Here is a 20,086-nt window from a genome sequence, read left to right as displayed (position 1 = left end):
TTCGCAAGGAGCTCAGTAAGGGACATTTTGGCACCTTACTGAGTTGATTCTCGATGACTCAGCTCTCTTCAAGTAACCAAACATAGACGTTTGGCAGACCGTCTTTATAGTTTATTTGAATATCGAGCAATCGACCTGATACGGTTTGTTGAATGGTGTAATGTGCGTGATTCAAGTAGTATCGGCCATTGTTTTGCACGAGTGTACTGTGAGATGACACCTCTACACCTTTAACTTTGGCAAGTTCAACTAATGCATCTCGTATTGCGTATTTAATGGCACTGCTTAACAAATTATCAGGCGCAATTGTGCCATTTTCACCAAAATTCCCCAACACAACGCTTTTACCCTCGTGCAACTGTTTGTCTCGCCAATTAATGGGCTGTACCGTAGGGGTGACTTTTTCTGAGAGTTGATAGTTTGCAAAAAGTGTTGAACCATAGTTACAGCTATTTGTCATAAGCAGCTGTTCTTCAAACTTGCTTCCAGTGATATCTCCCTGGCGAGAGAGCGTAAAGGCATGTTGCTTATCTGCTAGCTCATTCGTTTTGAAGCTTTCACTTAATTGTTCATTCATGTTAACTCTAGCCTGTGCAAGATAGCCGGCAAGTGTCTTAGCATTATGCGCACTCATTGGGAGCTTTTGGTGGGCAAAAGCGGTATAATAGCTCACGCCTATAACACTATTTTGGGCACCTTGACACAACCATGATGGTTGACATTGGACAAAATTACATTGAACTTCGAGACACTGTTTATTGGTTTTTATCGGCGTGGTGCTGGCGTAGCTATATAGTGTATCAGCGGTTGAGTATGGCTCTGAAAAGTAGACTTCTTTTCCATTGTTCAGCGTGATTTTCGACGCTGTGTGAGTCACTTTGTTGGTTTCCAGTTCAATGAGTGGCAGTTTATAATGTGTGATCAGTGATGTTAATGCACGTTGTCTGCTGGCGATGATTGAACCATATTGTGTTGCGCTTAAAGGTGCTGCAGTACCGATAAAACCCACTTGATTTTGACTAACCGGTGATTGCAACCAGCAGGGTGCCGGTGGTTTTTGTACTTGTTTGATGTCAAGTTTGGGTGTTGCTTGGCAACCCATCAGTATTAGCAAACTTATACATGCAATTCCCTGGCGGTATATTGGTGTCATAGTCTTTCCCGTGAAGGCACCCAAACGTAAAGACAGGTGCAAATCCTTTATATGGTAGTAGTGTCCTGCAACGGGATATCAAATTCAACCATTAACCCTCCTTGCTGGCGGTTTTTGAGCTTAATGTGACCTTGATGTGCGTATATAATGTCATTGCAAAGACTTAAACCTAAACCTGTCCCATTCGTTTTTGTTGAGTAAAAAGGCAGTAAAGCCTGATGGTGGTTACCATCGAGGATCCCAGAGCCGCGATCAACAACAGCGATTCGAAGGCGAGCATAATCTTTGACGACCTTGATTGCGACGTCGTCGGATTTACTGCCTGACTCATGTGCGTTCTTTAGAATATTGATCAATACCTGTTCCATTTGAGCTAAGTCGAAAAAGGCGCGTTCAGCTGGCAAGGGCGCCAATAATTGAAACGGATAGAGCTGGCGCACTTGTTCAAAAAGAGGTGTAAGCTCATGATAGTTCATATTAGGTTTAGGCAACCTCGCAAATTGTGCATACTTTGCGATAAATGAACTTAAATGCGTAGTACGCTGGTCGATGGTGTGCAAAATATCTGGCAACATATCTAAATGTTTGCCTTGTTCTACCATCGTTTTTGCCGAAGTAGTAAGGGAGCTAATTGGTGCGAGAGAATTGTTCAATTCGTGGCTAATCAAACGAATCGCATTTTTCCACATGTTGATTTCTTCTTGAATCAATTCATTGGAAACATTCTTAAAAACCAAGAGTTGATGGTGCTTTTGATTCAACATAACCTTTTTAAAGCTTAAGTAATAACTTTGTTTACGGTCATTTTGCTCAAAACTGACAAGCCCTGTTTGCCGCTCTGCAATAGCCCTTTGCAAATTGGGATGTAATTTGTCTACGCACTGATGCAAAGGTATGCCATCGAGCTTGGGACGTTGCAATAGTTGAGTGGCTTCATTATTGAAATACACAATGTGATGAAAGGTGTCGAGTAAAACAATGCCCATAGGAGAGGCTTGAACAATACTATCGAGTAAGAGTTCTCGTTGATTTATCGATTGACGTTGCTGTTTTATGCTTTGGGCTAGCTTGTTATACATTACAAGTGCCTCTTTTAAATCAGCACTGTGTTGAGCTGAAAGCCGAATTGAGAAGTCACCATCTTGAATGCTCTTTAGTCCATTAGTGAGTGTATCTATGGCTCGTTTATGTTGTCGAAAAACCATCTCACAGCAAACAAAAACAACCGGAAGAACCAATAGTAATGATACTCCCGTCGCAATTTCAAAAGGTACACCAAGTAAGGTAAGCCCAAACTGCATCGCCACCAGTATCAAAACAAACCCAGCACTAAAGCAAGCCATTTTGCCAGAAAGTGAACACCAATTAAGTTTCATTCGCGTTCAATTCCAAATTTATCCATTCGCCTATACATTGCTTGTCGGCTTAGCCCCAGACTCTTAGCTGCATGCGTTACATTTCCATCATGGGAACTCAACGCAGCCTGAATATCCTGGGCGGTAAATTCAGATGCTGCTGCACTACTTGATTGTTTGATATTGAGCCCTAGGTCACCTGACTCAATGATATTACCCTGCGCGAGCAGCTTTGCTCTGCCTATCACGTTTTGCAGTTCTCGTACATTACCCGGCCAATTATATCGCTTTAGGGTTTGTATAGCGCCCGAACTCAGTTGTTTGTCTTCGCCGATAAAATGCTTTGCAAGGGGGAGGATATCTTCGGGTCGTTCAGTCAATGGTGGCAAGTTAAGCTCAATCATGTTGAGCCGATAGTACAAATCTTCTCTAAATTTCCCTTGTAAAATAGCCTTAGAGAGCTCGGCATTGGTGGCACTTATGACGCGTACTTTTACTTTTTTAGTCTGGCTACTGCCCACAGGTTCGAATTCACCCGTTTGCAATACTCTTAACAGTTTTTGCTGACCTGAAAGTGGTAAGTTCCCTATTTCATCTAAAAATAATGTGCCTCCGTCAGCGGCTTCAAAGCGGCCAATGCGGCTTTTTGTTGCGCCTGTGTAGGCGCCACTGACGACACCAAATAGTTCCGCCTCGATTAAGTCAGCAGGCAGGGCTCCTGCATTGACTTTGATAAACGGTGCGTTTTTATAAGGGCTATTGGCGACAATGACCTCGGCTATCTTTTCTTTTCCTGCGCCATTTGGACCAGTGATTAAGATTGGGGCATCAGAGTGGGCAACTTGCGTGGCGACTTCGAGTAAACTGAGCATGGCAGGATCTGCGTATACAAGGCCCGCAAGATCAAACTTATCGGCTAACTTCGTCGTGCGTGCCAGCGACTGCTTTTGCTGCTTAAATTGTGCCTTTTCTAATCGGTACATTTCCATCAGCTGATTGACTGATGCAAGTAGCTTTTCTTCACGCCATGGTTTTTCTAAGTAGTCGGCTGCACCATCTTTGATGAGTTCGACAGCCATTTCTAGATTACCCCATGCGGTGAGCAGAATTATAGGTAAATCGGAATTGAGCTGTCGGATATCTTGATACAGGGCTTTACCTTCGACGCCTGAGGTTGTATCCAAGCTAAAGTTCATGTCTTGAATGACAAGGTCATAGGAAGATGTTTTTAGCATATCAAGCCCTTGCTCTGGAGAGGTTGCGCCGTCACAGTCTATATCATTGAGCAAAAAGAGCAGTTTAAGGGCTTTGATAACATCTCGGTTGTCATCGATAACAAGTATTCTATGTTGCATAACGTCGTTACTCTGATGCCAGCACTTAATGTACTGGCTAATTATTATTTTTTAACTCGTTTTTGTTACTTGAGCAGGGGCTATCTTAGCGGCTTTACGAGCCGGAATATAGACAGCGCAAGCACTTAGCAGCCAAACGGCAATCGCAACAATTGCAGCGAGCCATGGCACAATCAGACCTTGGATCCTCAAATTGGTCACAAAATACTGGTTGAGCCACAATGCCGCGAACAGCCCGACGGCAATTCCAACAAATGCCAAAATACTGTTTTCAAGTAGTAGTGTGCGTAAAACCCTATTCTGGCTTGCGCCAAGTGCCCGCAGTACACCTATCTCTTTCGTTCTTACGGAAATAGAAAATGAAACGAGCGCAATGATCCCGACACCCGTTACCAAAATTGCGATGCCACTAATCCCCATCATGATAAACGCAAAAGTACTGCGGCCGTCCCACAGGCGTTTTTTAGCACGTGCAGCATATTCGACTTGCTTAACAATGCGGCCTTCTTCTTTGAACAACAGGTTTTCTATATTTTCAAGCGTACGTTTTGAACCGTCGGTATGTACTTTCAATATATAGTTAACTTGACTATTTTGCCCATAGTGCGCTTCAGGAATGATGGCTGAGTGGTACCAGCTATTGTTGTAGACAGCATTTTCTCCCAGCATCATGTCTTCATAAATACCAATGACTTGATAGGGCAGCCGCTCAGTGTGCAGGAAAAGCGTTTGACCAAGTGCATTTTGCTCAGGGAAGAGGGCTTGTGCAAGTGTATTGCTAATTACAACAACACTTGCTCGTTGTGCTTGTGGTCCCGTTGATGTGAACATGTATTCGGTATCGTAGAAAGTACGCCCGTGGGTTAACTTTACGCCCAGCGCTTCTACCCCTTGAGGTGTTTGTGCAAATAAAGCAAGGCGCTCACCTTGTTTTTCTCTATCTAAGCTATTGTGCACAAAGTTGCGACCATTAACCGTTGCGAGGACGAGTTCGTTTGCCGCATAACTTGCGAATTCTACTTCTGGCAAAGCGCGCAGATTTTGTAGGTCTCGTTCTATTAATGCGCCTTGATCTAAGTCTTTATCAAAAACACGAGTGTAAACATTGATAATTTGCTCTTCAGCCATATGTGACGGAATGAGCCAATTTTGGAGTGTACGGTAGCTGATAAAACTGGTATTGCCTACAATGGTCACCGCTATGGCAATTTGCAAAGTGATCAACAGCGAAATACTCTTGTGTTTAAAGATCAATTTTAAGATATGTTTGATTGCCATGATACTACCCTCGTAATTGTGAAGCTGGTGCAATGCGACTGGCTTTAATGATAGGGTACAAGCCTGCGATTATAATTGTCAGATAAATAGCGCCAGCTGCTTTGAGGGCAAACAACATATCCATTGAGTACAGTTTGAGTACTTGGTCGGCAACACCTACATAATCCATTTGATATAATGCGAGTAAATACATGACGTACAAACCAATCTGAGCACCAACTAGGCCTAGAGTGATGGCAATAGAAGCCGCTATAAATAGCTCGATGATTTGTATTTGGGTAATGTAGGCACGGTTGGCACCCAAGGCACGATAAAGAGACACCAGCTTAGCGCGATGTTGGTTTTTAGCCAGTAAAATACCCACAGTATTCACCAAAGTAATGGCAAATAATAAATAGGCAAAGTTAAGGTACACTCGCTCCCAGTCCATAAACCCATAAATTGTGTCATGGAATAGCCTTAGTGACTGAACGTAGTAGCTCTCAAGGTGTGTGAATCGACCTTGCGAAGCTTGCTGCTTTGTATAGTTTCTGAGCCACAATGTTAAATTCTCAAGCTGTTCATCACTGTTCAATAAAGATACGTCGGCCCATGCGTGAATAAAGCCACACTCTGCGGTTTTTAGCCCGTTAATATCACTTTGACGGTAGCTAGGACGTGCTGGTTCTTCTTTCGTCTTGCAGGGCATGTAACCGACACGGGGCAGGTTGTGGTTAATCGCATAGCCCAGCGGTACAAAGGCAAGATCGTTTTCCCGGTTGCTGAAGCTGATATTTTGAAAGCGGTATGTGTGGCTGGATAAGTCTACAACGCCAACTACTTCGAGTAACTGATTATTGATAACGACACGCTTGCCTACTGAGTTTTGCCCAGCGAAAAGGTGATCATTGGCTTTTTTATCTAGCACGATAATTGCCTCTTCTGACATATTGTCACCCCACGCAGCGCCAAATAAAAAGGGAATTTGCATCATGGGAAAGAAGGCATTGTCCACAGCTGAACTGGTGGCATCCATGGGTCTTGCCGTGTCGTCTTCTACATCCAAAACAAACGATGTCGTATAGCTGAAACTTAAGCTTTCCAGTTCAAAATCATCTTGCTGATATGCGTGCGTTAATGCTTGAGTATCGCGATACGTCAATGGAGGTGTTCTAAACGCGTTTCTTCTATCAAACTCAGCATCCATAAAGTTCAAGCTGATATGGTGTAGCTGGTTCAATTTGTGCGAAATTGCGGAGTGTCCACTTTGAGCAATGATTGTGCCCATGGTCAACAGCAAGGTAATGCCGATCACGAGGTTCGCTATCATCAAGGATGTTAATTTCGATTTTTGTCTAAACCCTTGCCATGCAAGGTGAAGTAAGTCATTCATAGTGCCCTCCTTTACACAGCCAAATCAGTAAGCTGACTTTTGGCAATATCACTTAACTGACCATCTAATATCTGAATGTTACGGTGGGCTCTTTGTGCTAATTCATTGTCATGGGTCACCATAATTAATGTGGTTCCCTGACGGTTTATCTCTTGCAATAATGCCATGACCTGGCGGGCCATCATGGTGTCGAGGTTGCCGGTTGGTTCATCTGCAAGTAAAAAGCGTGGCTTTCCTGCAAGTGCGCGTGCAATGGCTACGCGTTGCTGTTGTCCACCACTCAATTGTGCTGGAAAATGGTTGGCTCGACTGCCAAGGCCAACGAGTTCAAGGCTTTCTTCAATGCGCTGTTTACGAGTTTGCTTATTGAGACCTCGGAAAATTAAGGGCACTTCTATATTGTCATAGAGGTTTAGGTCTGAGATCAGGTTAAAGCCTTGGAATATAAATCCTATTTTTTCGTTTCGTAAGCGAGATAAGTGTTTATCAGATAACTGACTCACATCTTCACCGTCTAGAAAGTATTGCCCTTCTTCAAAGGTTTCAAGCAACCCTGTGATATTTAAGAAAGTGGTTTTTCCCGATCCCGATGGGCCCGTTACAGCAATGAACTCGCCTTCTTCAACTGTTAGGTTTACGCCGCTAAGCGCGTGTGTTTCCACCAAGTCAGTACGATAAATTTTGCTGATATCATTCATTTTTAGCATGGTTTTTCCTTTTATTTTTATTCGCTTAAGATGACTTGTTGGGCTTGTCCAAATGGAGATAGGCTAGATATTACTATGGTATCACCAGCCTGTAAGCCATCTTTCACTTCAACTTCTCGAATACTTTTGATCCCGAGTTGAATCGAGGTTCTATACGCATTGCCATCAGAAACGCGGTATGCCAATCTGGCAGAACCCGTTTCGACAAATGCGCCGCGTTCTACTTTCAGCACATTACGTTTTTGGGAAATGATGATTTGGGCATTCACCCGTTGGTTCTGCCTTAAGTTATCTGGTTGTTGTTCGAAGCGTATGCGACCAGACACTCTGCCATTTTCGACTTCTGGGGAAATAGCCATCAATGTTGCAGGGTAGTATTGATTATTAATCTGTACGTGTGCAGCCAAACCAATGCCTAGATCATCGGCAAGGTTCTCTGGAATATAAGCTTCGACTTCGAGTTCTCTTAAATCGACCAGTGACATGAGTTCTGTGTCTCTTTGTACATGCTGTTTCTGTTGCACATTTAAATTACCCACAATACCGTTGAGAGGAGAGGTGAGTGTGAGAGCATCGACTTGACGCTGTAAATCTGAAACTAGGTGGCGTTGGCGATCTAGATCCAACTGGGTACTTTGTAGTTCAAAGCTAAGTTGCTCTTGTGACAACGTTAAGCTGTCTATTGCATGGCGCTCGTTCAATTCTGCGCGCTTAAGCTCTACCATAGTTTGCTCAAGCTCTAGCTTAGATATGATTTGTTTCTCAATACTGGCGTTTGCACGCGCCATTTCACTCTGGGCTGCTTCTAACTCGACTTTTGCCAGCTCCATTGCTTGAGTATTGTCGAGCCGCTGTTGCTTTATCGCAATTTGCTGACGTTTAACATCCATTTCCAATCGTTGTAATGTTGCTTTCTCTTGTAACAGTTGATTGCGAAGTTCAGGACTATCGAGGCTTGCTAACGCCTGTCCTGCACTAATTGTATCTCCGGCTTTAACATGTAGGGTCACCGTACCAGATGCAATAGCATAAAGTGATGGACTGACTGCAGCGAGGGTTCTTCCTTCGACGCGCACATCCTGAATGATATCGCCACGCTTCACTTTTGCAGTCTTTAGTTGTTGACTTGAAACGACTTGCTCAGCAGAAAACAATTGTGAAAAGTTATCTAGAGATAATGCGACAGCGCTTAACAGTCCAATACCTGTCATACCGGCTATTAGCCACTTTTTTGAGGTTGGCTTTTTGGTGATTACCTTGTCTTGATTGGATGTACTTCGGATCATGGCATCAAACTCCTTGAAAAATTAAAATCGTTTCAATCCATAGAACAAAACATGTGCCAACTTTTAAGCTTATGATTTTATGATGTTTTTGTTTGTTTTTTGAATGGTTTTAGTAATGGGCGGACGGACAGCGGACAGTACGCGGACAGTGAAATTTAGCCGGACAGTGGACAGGTGTTGAACATTCAATGTAAGGCAACAAAAAAATGAATAGGCAATTATAGTATCCAATCAAAGATCATTATGTTGGCATCTGTAATTTACTCTTGCTGCGCTACATTTGTTTACATAGAGAGGATACTAATAAGGAGTATTTTCGTCTTGGAAAATTTTTACGACACTGAATATGCTAATATCGCGCGGTAATTTAAATGGGGATGTATAATGAAAAGCAAAATGCTATATCGCTCTTTAATTAGCACCACCGTCTTATTCTTTTTAAGTGGATGTGGTGGCTCATCTGCGGACTCTACTCCAGAGAATAATTCACTTTCATCAATAATTTAAAAAGCAGCTGACAAATCTGTTCAACTAGAGGCTGTACACCCAGACAGATGAAAACGGACTATTTAAAGGGAGTATCCCAGAAAATGCAAAACATTTGTCTGCGGTCAGTTAAATATTTACTTACATGGATATCAGTGAACGGGTAAAAAAACCTGGGCAGAATTTCATTTTCAAGACCTAGCTCACAGCCATCTTGCCCAACTGAACGCGTATCGAACATTTGTGTTTTCTAGACAGGATGTGTTTAGGCTTTCTCTACCGGAATATAAGTCGTATGTTTTTGTCTATTATCGTTTCTTTAACCGTAACTAATGCGACCATTGCTTCATTTTTAGTCTAAATATGAAATCCAACTTGTTGCAGCCCGTGCAGGGCTGCAAGCTGGATTAACCCCAACCAAAGCGTGAATATCCAGCTCCAAGACTTTGATAATCCTAAAGTTCGATTACAAACAAACATTATCCATAAAAATACTAATGTGATACTGACTAATGACTCGAGGGCTTGTAGCGAGAAAATCAGGGTAATTGTCATAATGAGCACTGCCACAGCACAGCGTGCTAAGCTCCCATAATCAGGGTCAATAAAACGTATTGTGAGTTTTGCTGGAAGCAGTGTGACGATAAACAGCAACAACACCAGTGCGAGTGCTGAATCCTTATGGTGTATCAATTCCATGTTGCAAGGGTGTTCTTTAGTTTCTTATATAGGGCCATTATTCCATAAGATGGTCTGTTGTTTCCAGTAGAGCTTTAATCGTTGAGGGTGATACGTGTTCAATTTTTTCATAACTTCGTTGTGCTATTTATGTCGGAGTAAGAACCTTTTTACGTACTAAATACTTTTTATCTAATTCTTTATGGTTGTTATTTTTCATTTTCTCCATATTTTTTCCTTATTTCAGACTCAAGCTATCTAGTAATGCGTCTACCAGTCTAATTATTTGATTTTAAGTAATTTTGTTCCTTTTAAAGGGGGCGGTTATTTGTTGTCTTATTAAGTGGCGGGCACACGGGCTGGTAGACCATTACCTCACTCTCTAAGAGTACATAAGTCGTTACGGAGGAAATACGATGTTTGGAAATAGCTACCGGCACCTGCTAAGGCACCTCGCCTTGGTTCCAATAATAATGATATCTACCTATGCGTTTGCCAGCACGCCTATTGAGGTATCTGCACCAGAGCAACTGATTGCAAAAGTTCATTCAGCTACCGAAGTTGGTTTGAGTTGGCAAGCCCCAACGGATGTTGAGGACATTGCCGGTTATAGAGTGTTTCGTGATGGCAAGCGCATTGGCCGGACAAAGGTCACATTTTACATTGATATGACAGCCGCCCCCAATACTGAGTATGTTTACCATGTAACAGCATTTACCAGAGGCAAAAATAAGCTATCTAGTCTGCCTTCTAACAAGGATATCGCAAAAACACTTGGCTCTGATGTCAATGATGGCATGCGTAATGGATCAATTATCCGAGTGGGGATTGCACGTTTAGTTGATCACTGCGGAACCAATGATTTGGATACGATAGCCGACAGTGAGCTGGATGTGTGTATGGATAAGCTCATTGATCACTATACCCTTCGGCAAGGACTTGAAGATATGCAGGCGTATGTAGCACGTTATCGTCGTCAAGAAGATGCGCAATTAATTGAATTGGGGAAGCGCTTATTCTTTAGCAAAGCGCTGAGCCAAAACTACGACACATCCTGCGCATCTTGTCATCATCCCGCGCAAGGGTGTGGTAGCGATGGGCTGTCTTTATCTATTGGCGTCAATGCCGAAAATACAGACTTAATGGGCTTGGGTAGAAGCGATGGTACTGTGCTACCAAGTGTGGGTAGAAACTCACCACAAATATGTAACTCAGCACTGTGGGTAGATAGCATGTTTTGGGATCAGCGTGTGCGTCTTCGTGAGGCAAATCGAGACAGTGAAGTTGGCACTGTTTCAACCGCTGATATTCAGACGCCAGAGCTGGAAGTCACTCGGTTAATGAATGATGAGGTTGCAAATACGGATCCACTACGACTGCTGATGGCGCAAGCTCACTTTCCAATCACCACACCGGCAGAAATGGGGGATCCTTCAGGGTTTGAGTCTCCCCAAGTATATCGAGAATTTATTGCTCAGAGACTGAGTGAGCAGTGGCAGCCATATTTTAAAGCCGCATTTGGTGATGAGCAGGTGAGCTTCCTGCGCATTGCAAGAGCCATGTCAGCGTACCAAGCGTCATTCTTATTTATAGACAACCCTTTCTTCAACTACATTGAAGGTCAACATGATAAGTTAAGTGAAGAAGAAAAACGCGGTGCTCTATTCTTTTATACGGGTGCAGGTTGCGCCAACTGCCATGATGGTGTGATGTTCACGCCAGAGCGGACAAGAGGGCCTTTATACCCTCAAATTGGTGCGCACGGTGTCGCTGATGGTAACTTTAAAAACCAGTTTAGAATGCCAAGTTTACTGAATGTTGGTATTACCGCACCGTATGGTGATAAAGGGGTATTTGCTAGTTTGGAGCGTGTCATTGAGCACTACTCTGATGTTACTGGCTCATTAGAGCGCTTTTATGGTGAAAATGAAACCTGTGGTTTACCACAGTTTCAGCATTTAAATGCTGAGCAGTGTGCGCATATTGTAGGCGATGCAGATGACTATGTATTGGCCCTCAATGCACAAAATCGTGCAGCGTCTGACAGAAGTGATGATGCGATTATTCGTGGCTTTACGCCACAGCAGGTAAGCTACCTGGCTGCATTTTTGCGTGCTTTAACGGATCCTAAAGCACTAGCCGGCAGTAATGAAATCAATGCTCTTATTCCTAGCAGAGATGGAGGACCTGATGGCCATCAATTTGACGCTGTTAACAAAGCAGGTAATGCGCTGTAAATAATCAAAGTGAGGAAGCTCAAAGGCTCCCTCACTTTAATTGCTCTCTTGCTTTATGAGTTCAAAGCTGTTTCTGAGCCCATTGTGTTAATTTCCTGCTGTAACTGCTCTGCACGCTTTTCAAACTTTTGCGCACTGTACCAGCAAAGTGCTGCGATGGTGTAAAGCATAATGTCAACGATGACCAAATCAGCAACAACATGACCAGATAGAATACCGCCAAACTGAATATAATTAGGTATATTCAGCAGTGCGGCAATGGCATAAGCCAACCCTGAAAACTTGAGTAAGTAGTTGCAAAACAGGTCTTGATGTTTAATAAACAGCGAAATTAAAGTAGACAAAAAGAAGCTTACATACACAATAGAGTGTATTGTCGACATACGACCCGCGACGTCCAAAGGGATTAATTTAGCAGCAACGGCACCTAGTGCGATTGCCAGCATGCATCCAATAAAAGCGCCTGATGTCAATCGTGTTACAAAAGCTAGACTACGCTTACTCTGCTTTTTCTGTTTTGCGCGTTTACTTATCCACATTAAGTTTCCGGTAATGATGATATAGGCAGTGGCTAAACCAAGAATAAAGAAGGCTACGCGCATACCATATCCCGCAAAATCACCAAAGTGTAGACTTGCGATGGTCGCTAAGCCACCTCTCAAATTGTTGTCGTAATTATCTCTCGTAATATAAACTTGTTGCTGATCCTTGATGGCGTAACGCACTTCCACGTCATTTGAGAATTCATCATTACTTTTCGCCATAAATACCAAGACGGCACTTTGGTCGCCAAAGTGTTCAATCATCATACGACGTAGGGTGACATCGCCCAGTTCATTCATTGCTTTAGTGTATAGCTCGTCTATACCTTGCATAGGCATTCTGATATCCACTTCTTCAATATGTGGCTCATTAAAGCCTGCCGCTTGCAGTACTTTGCTTTGATCTCCTTGATACAGTAATACTGCATATGAGATTTGATAAATGATCACTAGGTTAAATACTAGCCCTGTAAATGCGTACATAATATGAAAAGGCAAGCCCATTGTGCCGATGAGGTTGTGTGCATCTAGCCACTTATCTTTGTTGGCCCCTAAACGGTATTGATAGAAATTTTTGAATAGCTTGCGCCAATGAATAACCACACCACTTATCAGCGCAACAAAAAAGAATAGGGTGATAATACCAACAAAATATAAACCAATTCGCCCAGCGCCCAAATCGTAATGTAAATGGTAGACAAAGTTAGCAAATTGAAACTCGTTGGCATCGGCAATGATGTCCCCATTGACTGGGTCTAGCAATAGGTACATGTCTTGATGATCTTCACCTGTGACTGGGTGAGGTTCCTCTAGTTCAATTGCAAAATAGACTTGCAGAAAGGGGTTTCTTTCTGTCGGTTGATAAAGATAAAAAAGATGATGGGTATCAATCTCGTATTTTTCGTCTAATTTAGCGAGCACGGTGTCATATGAAACTTGACTAGTATGAGGAGAATGTTCACCAATCAGAGTGACCTTCTCCCAAGTTTCAATGTTTTCTCTAAATAAGCTGATTGAACCGGCTATAAACACTATAAATAAGACAAATGAAATGATCAGTCCTATCCATGCATGTGCATTTGTTAATGATTTCAAGGTTTGGCTTTTCATTGCGTTACACCATTAAAAAAACGTTGAGGAGCGCTGATGGTAAGAGTACTAAGAGCATGTACTTTGTCGCTTTACGAGCTGTTTCAAACGCATACACCCACACCATAATGCTGGCCCAAATAGGGAACCCCAAAATAAGGCCAATCAACAGTCGCGTATCTTCTGCAAACGGTAAAATAAGGTTGGTGTTCAGTGCCACAGATACTGAGATCAACAAACCAAATAGAAAGCCGAGTAAGGTTTTAGGCCACATAGTTGATGCCCCCAACGGTTGAGCATATTATCAGCAGCAACATGGATGTTGTTACAAACAAGCGTTTTGATTTACCGGCCAAAACGGTGACGCTGACAAGCCCCATCATCAATACGACGAAGCTGGCGAGCAAAGCGGATACCAAAGGATAAGTTTGCACAAAGAGCATATTGGCAAAAACATATAGGCCCAGGGCCATGAAATAGCTTGGCCATTTGGGAAGTGGCTTGTTCAGCAAGTACTGTTTTGGACTAGCTAAGTACAACAGCATTGATGCAATCCAGATAGGGATAATAGCGAGAAGGCTCATGAGAATAGGAATAATTGTTATTTTGTTCTTTATTGTTTCAATAAGTGAATCAAAATTCAACACTTGAGTTTAAATTGGTCAGGATAAATTAAAAATTTATTAATATGGTCATATGACTATGGTTTGGCCTGACACAGCAACTGAGTTTCAGGTTCGCTCGGTCCTGAATGTAACTCTGCGCCTGTACGCCTCTCTATTACTTTTGTCAGCGGGCATCAGTTGGGTAGGAACTCTGCTAGCGTAAGCTTTTGATTTAAAGCAAATGTTGTGCGTCCGCTAGATTGTTTGTCAAGCGCTTTAGTAGCGGTAACTCAGTGTATGAATTTGGTTAATATAATATGTATTTAATGTGTATTTTGGGTTTTTAATTCTGTACCCTAGATGGGAGTGCGGTAGTAAAGTGCACTTATGGAAATTTTATTTGTGTTTTATACAAGGATCAGACAATGAAATTTATACAGGGTATTTTTATATTTTCTCTTTTATTCTTTGCGAAGTTTGGGCATGCCAAATTAACCATCGTTGATAATCAATGTTCTAGGGTTGCCAGTGGTTTACATACTGATGAAGGTCTTTTAGATACAGGCATTGAATTGAGTAATACGCAGATAATTGAGAACGGAGTGAGATTTTTAGGCTTTGATATTGTTGATGTAGCAGGCGTTAAGCACTTAAGCGCGAGGTTTGCGGCGCAAGATCTTAAAATGGGTTTCGGCTTTGTTAGGACTGACAGAACAAGCTTGATGTGTGGACGTCTTTTTGGAGGGGGGGAGCATAAAAGGTCATCTTGGGCTATCAATATGCCAGTTGAGGAAGTCTTATCTCATTTGGAAACGAGCAATGACATTGCAATTCAAATGTATTCAATTCACCTAGTAAATGGTGAAGAAAAGCGCTCTTTTTCTCGCCTAAAATATCATAAACCAGCACTTGAAAAGCTTTTGAAAAAAGATGTTTCTCTTGGTTTACCTTATGACCTCGCCATTGAACATCCAATTGATCTAGTAAATGGGCGCGTTGAACAGGGGATTATATATTGCTTAAATAGCAATTTTTCGGAGTGTGATTACTCAATCGAGGATCATCCGCGTTATCACGATTTTACTTTTAACGATCTTGGTATTGCACTGCCATTTAAAGGTCAGTTTTCGGTAGATGGTTACATCACTCGCATACTATTTAAAGAGGATATAACGGCTGATATGAGGTTGGCGCCGACTGAATTTAGTTTGTGGAGTTCCTTTGACGGTCTATTTGAGCTTGGGGCATTACGGGGCAACGCTAAAGCATTTTTGTCGCGGTTTTTCACACTGAGTTACACCAATGATCCTGTGACGGGTTTAGTGGTTACCAACATCGCATGGGATATTCCAATGGAACACGGAGAGTTTTTAGACCCTGCGAGTTATATGCGTGACTATAACACTTACCTGATGATGAATTTTGCATTTGAAGTAAATCGATTAGGTCACTTAGAGGATGCACTTGAACAAGGCTATAGCGAAGCGGAATATGCGCTGCAATCGCAATTAGCGTCCGTGACAATGACAGGGCTAGAAGAAGCGAAAGCAGGTGCATTTAAACAAGCGCCTCTGACGGTGACATTCCCTTAAACAGGTTAAATGAACTCAGCCTTTACCTAAGCGCTGAGTATCGTTGAAGACTGGCGCTTATTTTTACAGGCGCCAGTTTTATTGCAATCCAATTCAAACTACTCAGATTCACGTTGCACTTGATCACAGTGTATCTTTGAGCAACTCTAATACTTCTTTCACCGAGAGCTTTTGAGTTGCATCACTGCCAGAGAGCACTTGATGGGCTAAGTCGCGCTTTTGGTCATGCATGGCGAGTATTTTTTCTTCAATGGTGTTTGATGCAATCATTCTGTAAATAGTGACTGGTCTGATTTGGCCAATTCGATGCGCTCTATCTGAAGCCTGCGCTTCTACAGCAGGGTTCCACCAGGGGTCCATATGGATAACATAATCTGCAGCAGTTAAGTTTAACCCCGAGCCACCTGCCTTAAGACTAATAAGAAAGACATCACCTTCACCTTTGGAAAACGCGTTGACGCTTAGTTGCCGTTGTTTTGCGGGAGTTGAGCCATCAAGGTATTGGTAAGTTAACCCTAATTCATCTAAGCGCTGTTTGAGCAATTGTAAGTGACCAACGAATTGACTAAAAATTAGGGCTTTGTGGCCATTTCTTCGTAGCTCATCAAGTAGCGCTTCAAGTTTGGCTAATTTAGCGCTATTGAGCATTAACTCTGGTGCAACGAGGTTTGGATTACAACACACCTGCCTAAGCTTTGTCAGCTCTGCCAACATGGTTAAGTGTTGAGAACCGGCGTCTTCTTGTTCGTTTGCGAGGGCTATATTGGCAATGGCGTTTTGTCTCAATGCTTCATACAATGTTTGCTCTTCATCGCTTAATTCAATGTTGAGATTGATTTCCGTACGCGCTGGCAGCTCCGTGAGGACTTGGTGTTTCATTCTTCGAAGTATAAAAGGTTGTAGGAGTGTTTTTAGGTTTTGTTGGGCATACCTTGCTGCGATGGGCTTTTCTGCTCGATTTTCAATGGGCTGAATAAAGCGTTCTGTAAAGCGCTTTAAATTGCCTAATAAACCCGGGTTTACAAACCTAAAAAGCGACCAAAGTTCAGTTAAGTTGTTTTCAATCGGTGTGCCCGTGATGATCATTTTAAACTGACCTCGCAGAGCACATGCTGCTTGAGCGCGTTTTGACAGCGGGTTCTTAATCGCCTGTGCTTCATCTACTATGATGCTCTCCCAATGAATGGATTTTAGTAGAGTCAGGTCTTGCACCAAGAGTCCATAGCTGACGATGAGTACGTCGTTTGCGCCTAACTGTTCAAATAACCCTGTTCTTTGTTCACCTGATTTAAAGTGCGCCAATGTAAATAGCCGTAGAGTCGGGGTAAACTTGGTTGCTTCTTGCTGCCAGTTAAAGCAAACAGAAGTTGGTGCAATAATCAAACTAGGGCCTTTGTTAGCTTTTGCCAATAAAACGGCTAACGATTGCAATGTCTTACCTAGCCCCATGTCATCGGCTAAACATGCACCAGCGCCCCAATGTGCAAGGCGCATAGCCCAATCATACCCAGTTATTTGGTAATCTCTTAAAGTGGCTTGCATGTCTGCGGGTGGGGTGATGTTCAAGGTGTTTGCTTGCTGCATTCGCTGTGATTGCTGCTCCCATGCATGGAGCGTTTTCATCCTCATTCCCGTTACAGCCTCGCTGACGAGTGGGCTCGCCAATGGGTGAAATTTACCGAGTTCGGTGCCTTGATTAAGCTGGGTGAGGCGCTCATGGAGAGAGTGAGATAGGGCAACGACTTGTTGCGAGTCCAACTCAATAAAACGACCATGACTTTGCTCAACAAGTTTTAATAGTGTTTTTAACTCAATAACCTGTTGGTCATTAATTTGCAGCTCGCCATTAATATCGAACCACTGATTCTTTTTTGATATGGCCAATTGCAAATGATGCGCTTCTAGAGGCTTGGAAAGTTGTATTTTTTTGCCTTTAGGCCAGCGTAATTTAAAGGCTATAGGGGCATCACTGTTAATTGCTTGCTCTAGTTGCTCAAGCGCGTTTAATGCATCTTGCAAATCAGCAATACTAAGTTGATTGTCTGCCATGGCTAAAAAGGCAGGACATCTTGCATCCAGACTGTCTAATAGATCCTGCTCAGCGGCGAGATTACGCTTTGTTGCCACACGCCTGCCATCGATTTCTGCGCTAATATTGGCGTTGCCCACGGCGGGGTGAAATGCAGGACCTTTTTCGCCAAAAGGCATGCTGAAGCAACAAAAAGAAAGTCCTTGTAAATAGGGGCTAATGTTGATCACAAGTTCCGTTTGAGCTTCTATAGTTTCTAGGCCGATTTCTATATCACTGACTTCTGATTGTATATTCATCAATGGTGCAACGGCTTGGATGCTCGCCATGAGTTTGGCTTTTGCAGCAACGGGAATGAGTAGTCCGTTTTCACCGATGATATGTGCGACCTTGAGATGTTTAGCATCAAAGTGAGTGAATACTCCCTTATTTCTAGCGCTGAATTTGAACGTATATACGCAGTTACGAGTCCTAAAATCATCGGGCAGATCTAGCAGCGTCAAATATAGTTGTTCACCTTGTTGCGATAAAGATAGTTGAGCAGGTTGCTCAACTATCTCTAAAGGTTCAAGTAAATCGTTGGGCAAGTATACATTTTGAGCGTGTAGTGCTGCTTTGAGTGCGGGCACGCCACCAAGACTATAGAGGGTTTGATGCCAATTTTTCTCCACGTCAATTGCTTGCACAAACGCCATATCACTCTCCGATAAGTAAGGCATCTGTGCATGGTTTAAATACAGTGCTTCGAGAGAAATTGCTTTACCTTTGCTCCAGCCTGATTGAATGCGTTTTTGAACTTTGGCGGAAAAACTCACTTGGCCATTGTGCTCGTCTAATAACCAGATTAATTGTTGTGAGTATACCGATACATTTTCAGTATCATGGTGAGGCTTGGGCGCCAAAGCTAAGAGCCTATCTAACGCTAAATCCCATTCTGATTGCTGCTGAATAAGCGCAGGAAAGTCCACAAGTAACTTCATTTGACCTTGAACTACATCCCCCTGTGGTATGAGTTGGGAGGAGATCCTTTCGAGTAGATGTATTTTGGCTGTACGGTAAAAGTGAGTGCATCGCGCCAATAAATTCTTATTTTCAGCTGAAAGTGTGTGTTTACACCAGTGGAGTGAGAGTAACGAAAATAACCGACTTGAATAGTAATCAAAGGGACTATTTTGTAACGCGTGTTCATGCTCTTGTAACTGGAGAATGAAAGGTGCACCTGTCGACAGTGACTCAGCAAGACATTCAAAAATTTGACCGAAATAGTAATTAGCTTTTGTGCCTTTCTTGTCGGTCAGTTGGTTACTGGCCAGTTGCATCGTTTTGTCGTAATGATCATTTTCGCCGTTCGCAGTTGCGAGTAAGGCAATCATATGAAACCAGCCAAATACGCCATTCAAATAAGGCCCTTTCTTTTTTGAGTATTTTTGTTGTGCTTGCAAAGCGGCATTAAACTGTGTGCACGCTGAGGCCATTTCATTGTTAAAAAGTAACAGGGTCGCTTTTAGCTGCAGTCCATAGCTGGAGACATCACAGGGCTTGGTGTAGTGGCTTGCCTGGTCAATATCACCCTGTAGTAGTAGTTGCTCAGCGAGTAACAGCCGCAGGTTTTGGTTACGTGGATTGTGTTCGACGGCAAGCTTCAGCATATCACTGACTAGGCTGATATCAGCGCCATACTGATGCTGGAGAGTGCACAGTGTTGCAAAGGCTTGATACTGCATGTCATTTGGTAGCTCTTTGAAGGAGCCTAATTGAAATGGCAAGAATACAAAGTGCGCTAAGGGGAGGTTACTTTGAATATTTAGTGATTGTGGGTTTTTACTAAACCCAAGCCTCGCTTTCGCTTTGGGGTATTGTCCCAGCAGTAAAAAGTCGCGGGTGAGTCGGTTTTCGTCTTCTGTATCTCTTTCCCATTCATACGCATTGAGGACGGGGATATATTCCTCAGCACACTTTAATATTGGTAATAAACGCCCTAGTTTTTGAGCATGCTGGGTGACGAGGTTAGCAACCAAAGGGTTAATTTGAAGGTTTAAATGGTCACTACTGGCGAGTTGTTTTTGCGTTAGATAAGTGCCAAGTTCTGAGCTGAGCGCAGACATTGGTCGACCTTGTTGGATAACCCCTTCTTCGGTAAGCTTTTTCAGTATTTGCTTGATTTTGATTGTGGAAGCAGATTTAAAAATGACCGCTAAAACTTGAACGAGTATCTGATAATCATCATCGAGTGTTAAATAGTCAGCATACAGCTTGTCTATTGTGATGTTGGTCGTTGCCGTGATGGTGAGTGCGCGATTAAAAGAGTGCAAGGTTGTTCCT

The 20,086-nt window shown here is 42.8% G+C and carries 14 protein-coding genes; 3 read left to right on the top strand and 11 right to left on the bottom strand.

Features of this window, described 5'->3' with window-relative positions; genetic code table 11:
* Positions 1 to 58: 58 nt before the first annotated feature.
* The 8 genes from L1286_RS01890 to L1286_RS01855 form a co-directional block, all read right to left on the bottom strand.
* Positions 59 to 1,153, bottom strand: a complete 1,095-nt coding sequence (locus L1286_RS01890; RefSeq protein ID WP_235405244.1) for a hypothetical protein — start codon at positions 1,151 to 1,153, stop codon at positions 59 to 61.
* A gap of 47 nt (positions 1,154 to 1,200) precedes the next feature.
* Positions 1,201 to 2,529, bottom strand: a complete 1,329-nt coding sequence (locus L1286_RS01885) for a sensor histidine kinase (RefSeq protein ID WP_235405243.1) — start codon at positions 2,527 to 2,529, stop codon at positions 1,201 to 1,203.
* Complete coding sequence (locus tag L1286_RS01880; protein ID WP_235405242.1) at positions 2,526 to 3,863, bottom strand: sigma-54-dependent transcriptional regulator; 1,338 nt, start codon at positions 3,861 to 3,863, stop codon at positions 2,526 to 2,528. The genes L1286_RS01885 and L1286_RS01880 overlap by 4 nt, the downstream gene beginning before the upstream one ends.
* A 51-nt stretch (positions 3,864 to 3,914) precedes the next feature.
* Positions 3,915 to 5,141, bottom strand: a complete 1,227-nt coding sequence (locus L1286_RS01875) for an ABC transporter permease (protein WP_235405241.1) — start codon at positions 5,139 to 5,141, stop codon at positions 3,915 to 3,917.
* Positions 5,142 to 5,145: 4 nt separating this feature from the next.
* The gene (locus L1286_RS01870) at positions 5,146 to 6,513 is read right to left on the bottom strand and encodes an ABC transporter permease (protein ID WP_235405240.1); all 1,368 of its coding nucleotides are present in this window, start codon (positions 6,511 to 6,513) and stop codon (positions 5,146 to 5,148) included.
* A gap of 11 nt (positions 6,514 to 6,524) precedes the next feature.
* The gene (locus L1286_RS01865) at positions 6,525 to 7,220 is read right to left on the bottom strand and encodes an ABC transporter ATP-binding protein (protein WP_235405239.1); all 696 of its coding nucleotides are present in this window, start codon (positions 7,218 to 7,220) and stop codon (positions 6,525 to 6,527) included.
* A gap of 17 nt (positions 7,221 to 7,237) precedes the next feature.
* Entirely contained in the window at positions 7,238 to 8,506 is a 1,269-nt protein-coding gene (locus tag L1286_RS01860) for an efflux RND transporter periplasmic adaptor subunit (RefSeq protein WP_235405238.1), read from the bottom strand.
* An 843-nt stretch (positions 8,507 to 9,349) separates the two neighbouring features.
* On the bottom strand, positions 9,350 to 9,691 hold the full coding sequence (locus tag L1286_RS01855) for a hypothetical protein (RefSeq protein ID WP_235405237.1): 342 nt from the start codon (positions 9,689 to 9,691) through the stop codon (positions 9,350 to 9,352).
* A 452-nt stretch (positions 9,692 to 10,143) separates the two neighbouring features.
* Between L1286_RS01855 and L1286_RS01850 the strand changes: the two genes are divergently transcribed.
* Entirely contained in the window at positions 10,144 to 11,907 is a 1,764-nt protein-coding gene (locus tag L1286_RS01850; RefSeq protein WP_235405236.1) for a cytochrome-c peroxidase, read from the top strand.
* 53 nt (positions 11,908 to 11,960) lie between these two features.
* On the opposite strand, the gene L1286_RS01845 is transcribed toward L1286_RS01850, so the two are convergent.
* Positions 11,961 to 13,559 (bottom strand): PepSY-associated TM helix domain-containing protein, encoded by a 1,599-nt coding sequence (locus L1286_RS01845; protein ID WP_235405235.1) that lies wholly within the window; start codon positions 13,557 to 13,559, stop codon positions 11,961 to 11,963.
* A 4-nt stretch (positions 13,560 to 13,563) separates the two neighbouring features.
* Positions 13,564 to 13,812 carry a hypothetical protein gene (locus L1286_RS01840; protein ID WP_235405234.1) on the bottom strand — a complete coding sequence of 83 codons (249 nt, stop codon included), beginning with the start codon at positions 13,810 to 13,812 and terminating at the stop codon, positions 13,564 to 13,566.
* Positions 13,813 to 13,814: 2 nt separating this feature from the next.
* Here L1286_RS01840 and L1286_RS01835 point away from each other — a divergent pair, with 2 nt between their 5' ends.
* Together L1286_RS01835 and L1286_RS01830 are read left to right on the top strand one after the other, a co-directional pair.
* Entirely contained in the window at positions 13,815 to 13,964 is a 150-nt protein-coding gene (locus L1286_RS01835; protein ID WP_235405233.1) for a hypothetical protein, read from the top strand.
* Positions 13,965 to 14,568: 604 nt separating this feature from the next.
* Entirely contained in the window at positions 14,569 to 15,735 is a 1,167-nt protein-coding gene (locus L1286_RS01830) for a hypothetical protein (RefSeq protein WP_235405232.1), read from the top strand.
* Between the two features lie 123 nt (positions 15,736 to 15,858).
* Here the strand turns inward: L1286_RS01830 and L1286_RS01825 are convergent, their stop codons facing one another.
* Complete coding sequence (locus L1286_RS01825) at positions 15,859 to 20,076, bottom strand: DEAD/DEAH box helicase (protein WP_235405231.1); 4,218 nt, start codon at positions 20,074 to 20,076, stop codon at positions 15,859 to 15,861.
* Positions 20,077 to 20,086 lie beyond the last annotated feature (10 nt).

This window comes from Pseudoalteromonas sp. SMS1, assembly GCF_021530565.1.
Lineage (GTDB): Bacteria > Pseudomonadota > Gammaproteobacteria > Enterobacterales > Alteromonadaceae > Pseudoalteromonas.
This window is presented reverse-complemented; position numbering and strand designations above follow the sequence as displayed.

Coding starts and splice junctions, on each gene's coding strand:
- L1286_RS01860 (WP_235405238.1), bottom strand. CDS start 8,506: ATGATCCGAAGTACATCCAATCAAGACAAGGTAATCACCAAAAAGCCA.
- L1286_RS01840 (WP_235405234.1), bottom strand. CDS start 13,812: ATGTGGCCTAAAACCTTACTCGGCTTTCTATTTGGTTTGTTGATCTCA.
- L1286_RS01865 (WP_235405239.1), bottom strand. CDS start 7,220: ATGCTAAAAATGAATGATATCAGCAAAATTTATCGTACTGACTTGGTG.
- L1286_RS01875 (WP_235405241.1), bottom strand. CDS start 5,141: ATGGCAATCAAACATATCTTAAAATTGATCTTTAAACACAAGAGTATT.
- L1286_RS01890 (WP_235405244.1), bottom strand. CDS start 1,153: ATGACACCAATATACCGCCAGGGAATTGCATGTATAAGTTTGCTAATA.
- L1286_RS01850 (WP_235405236.1), top strand. CDS start 10,144: ATGATATCTACCTATGCGTTTGCCAGCACGCCTATTGAGGTATCTGCA.
- L1286_RS01885 (WP_235405243.1), bottom strand. CDS start 2,529: ATGAAACTTAATTGGTGTTCACTTTCTGGCAAAATGGCTTGCTTTAGT.
- L1286_RS01845 (WP_235405235.1), bottom strand. CDS start 13,559: ATGAAAAGCCAAACCTTGAAATCATTAACAAATGCACATGCATGGATA.
- L1286_RS01855 (WP_235405237.1), bottom strand. CDS start 9,691: ATGGAATTGATACACCATAAGGATTCAGCACTCGCACTGGTGTTGTTG.
- L1286_RS01870 (WP_235405240.1), bottom strand. CDS start 6,513: ATGAATGACTTACTTCACCTTGCATGGCAAGGGTTTAGACAAAAATCG.
- L1286_RS01880 (WP_235405242.1), bottom strand. CDS start 3,863: ATGCAACATAGAATACTTGTTATCGATGACAACCGAGATGTTATCAAA.
- L1286_RS01830 (WP_235405232.1), top strand. CDS start 14,569: ATGAAATTTATACAGGGTATTTTTATATTTTCTCTTTTATTCTTTGCG.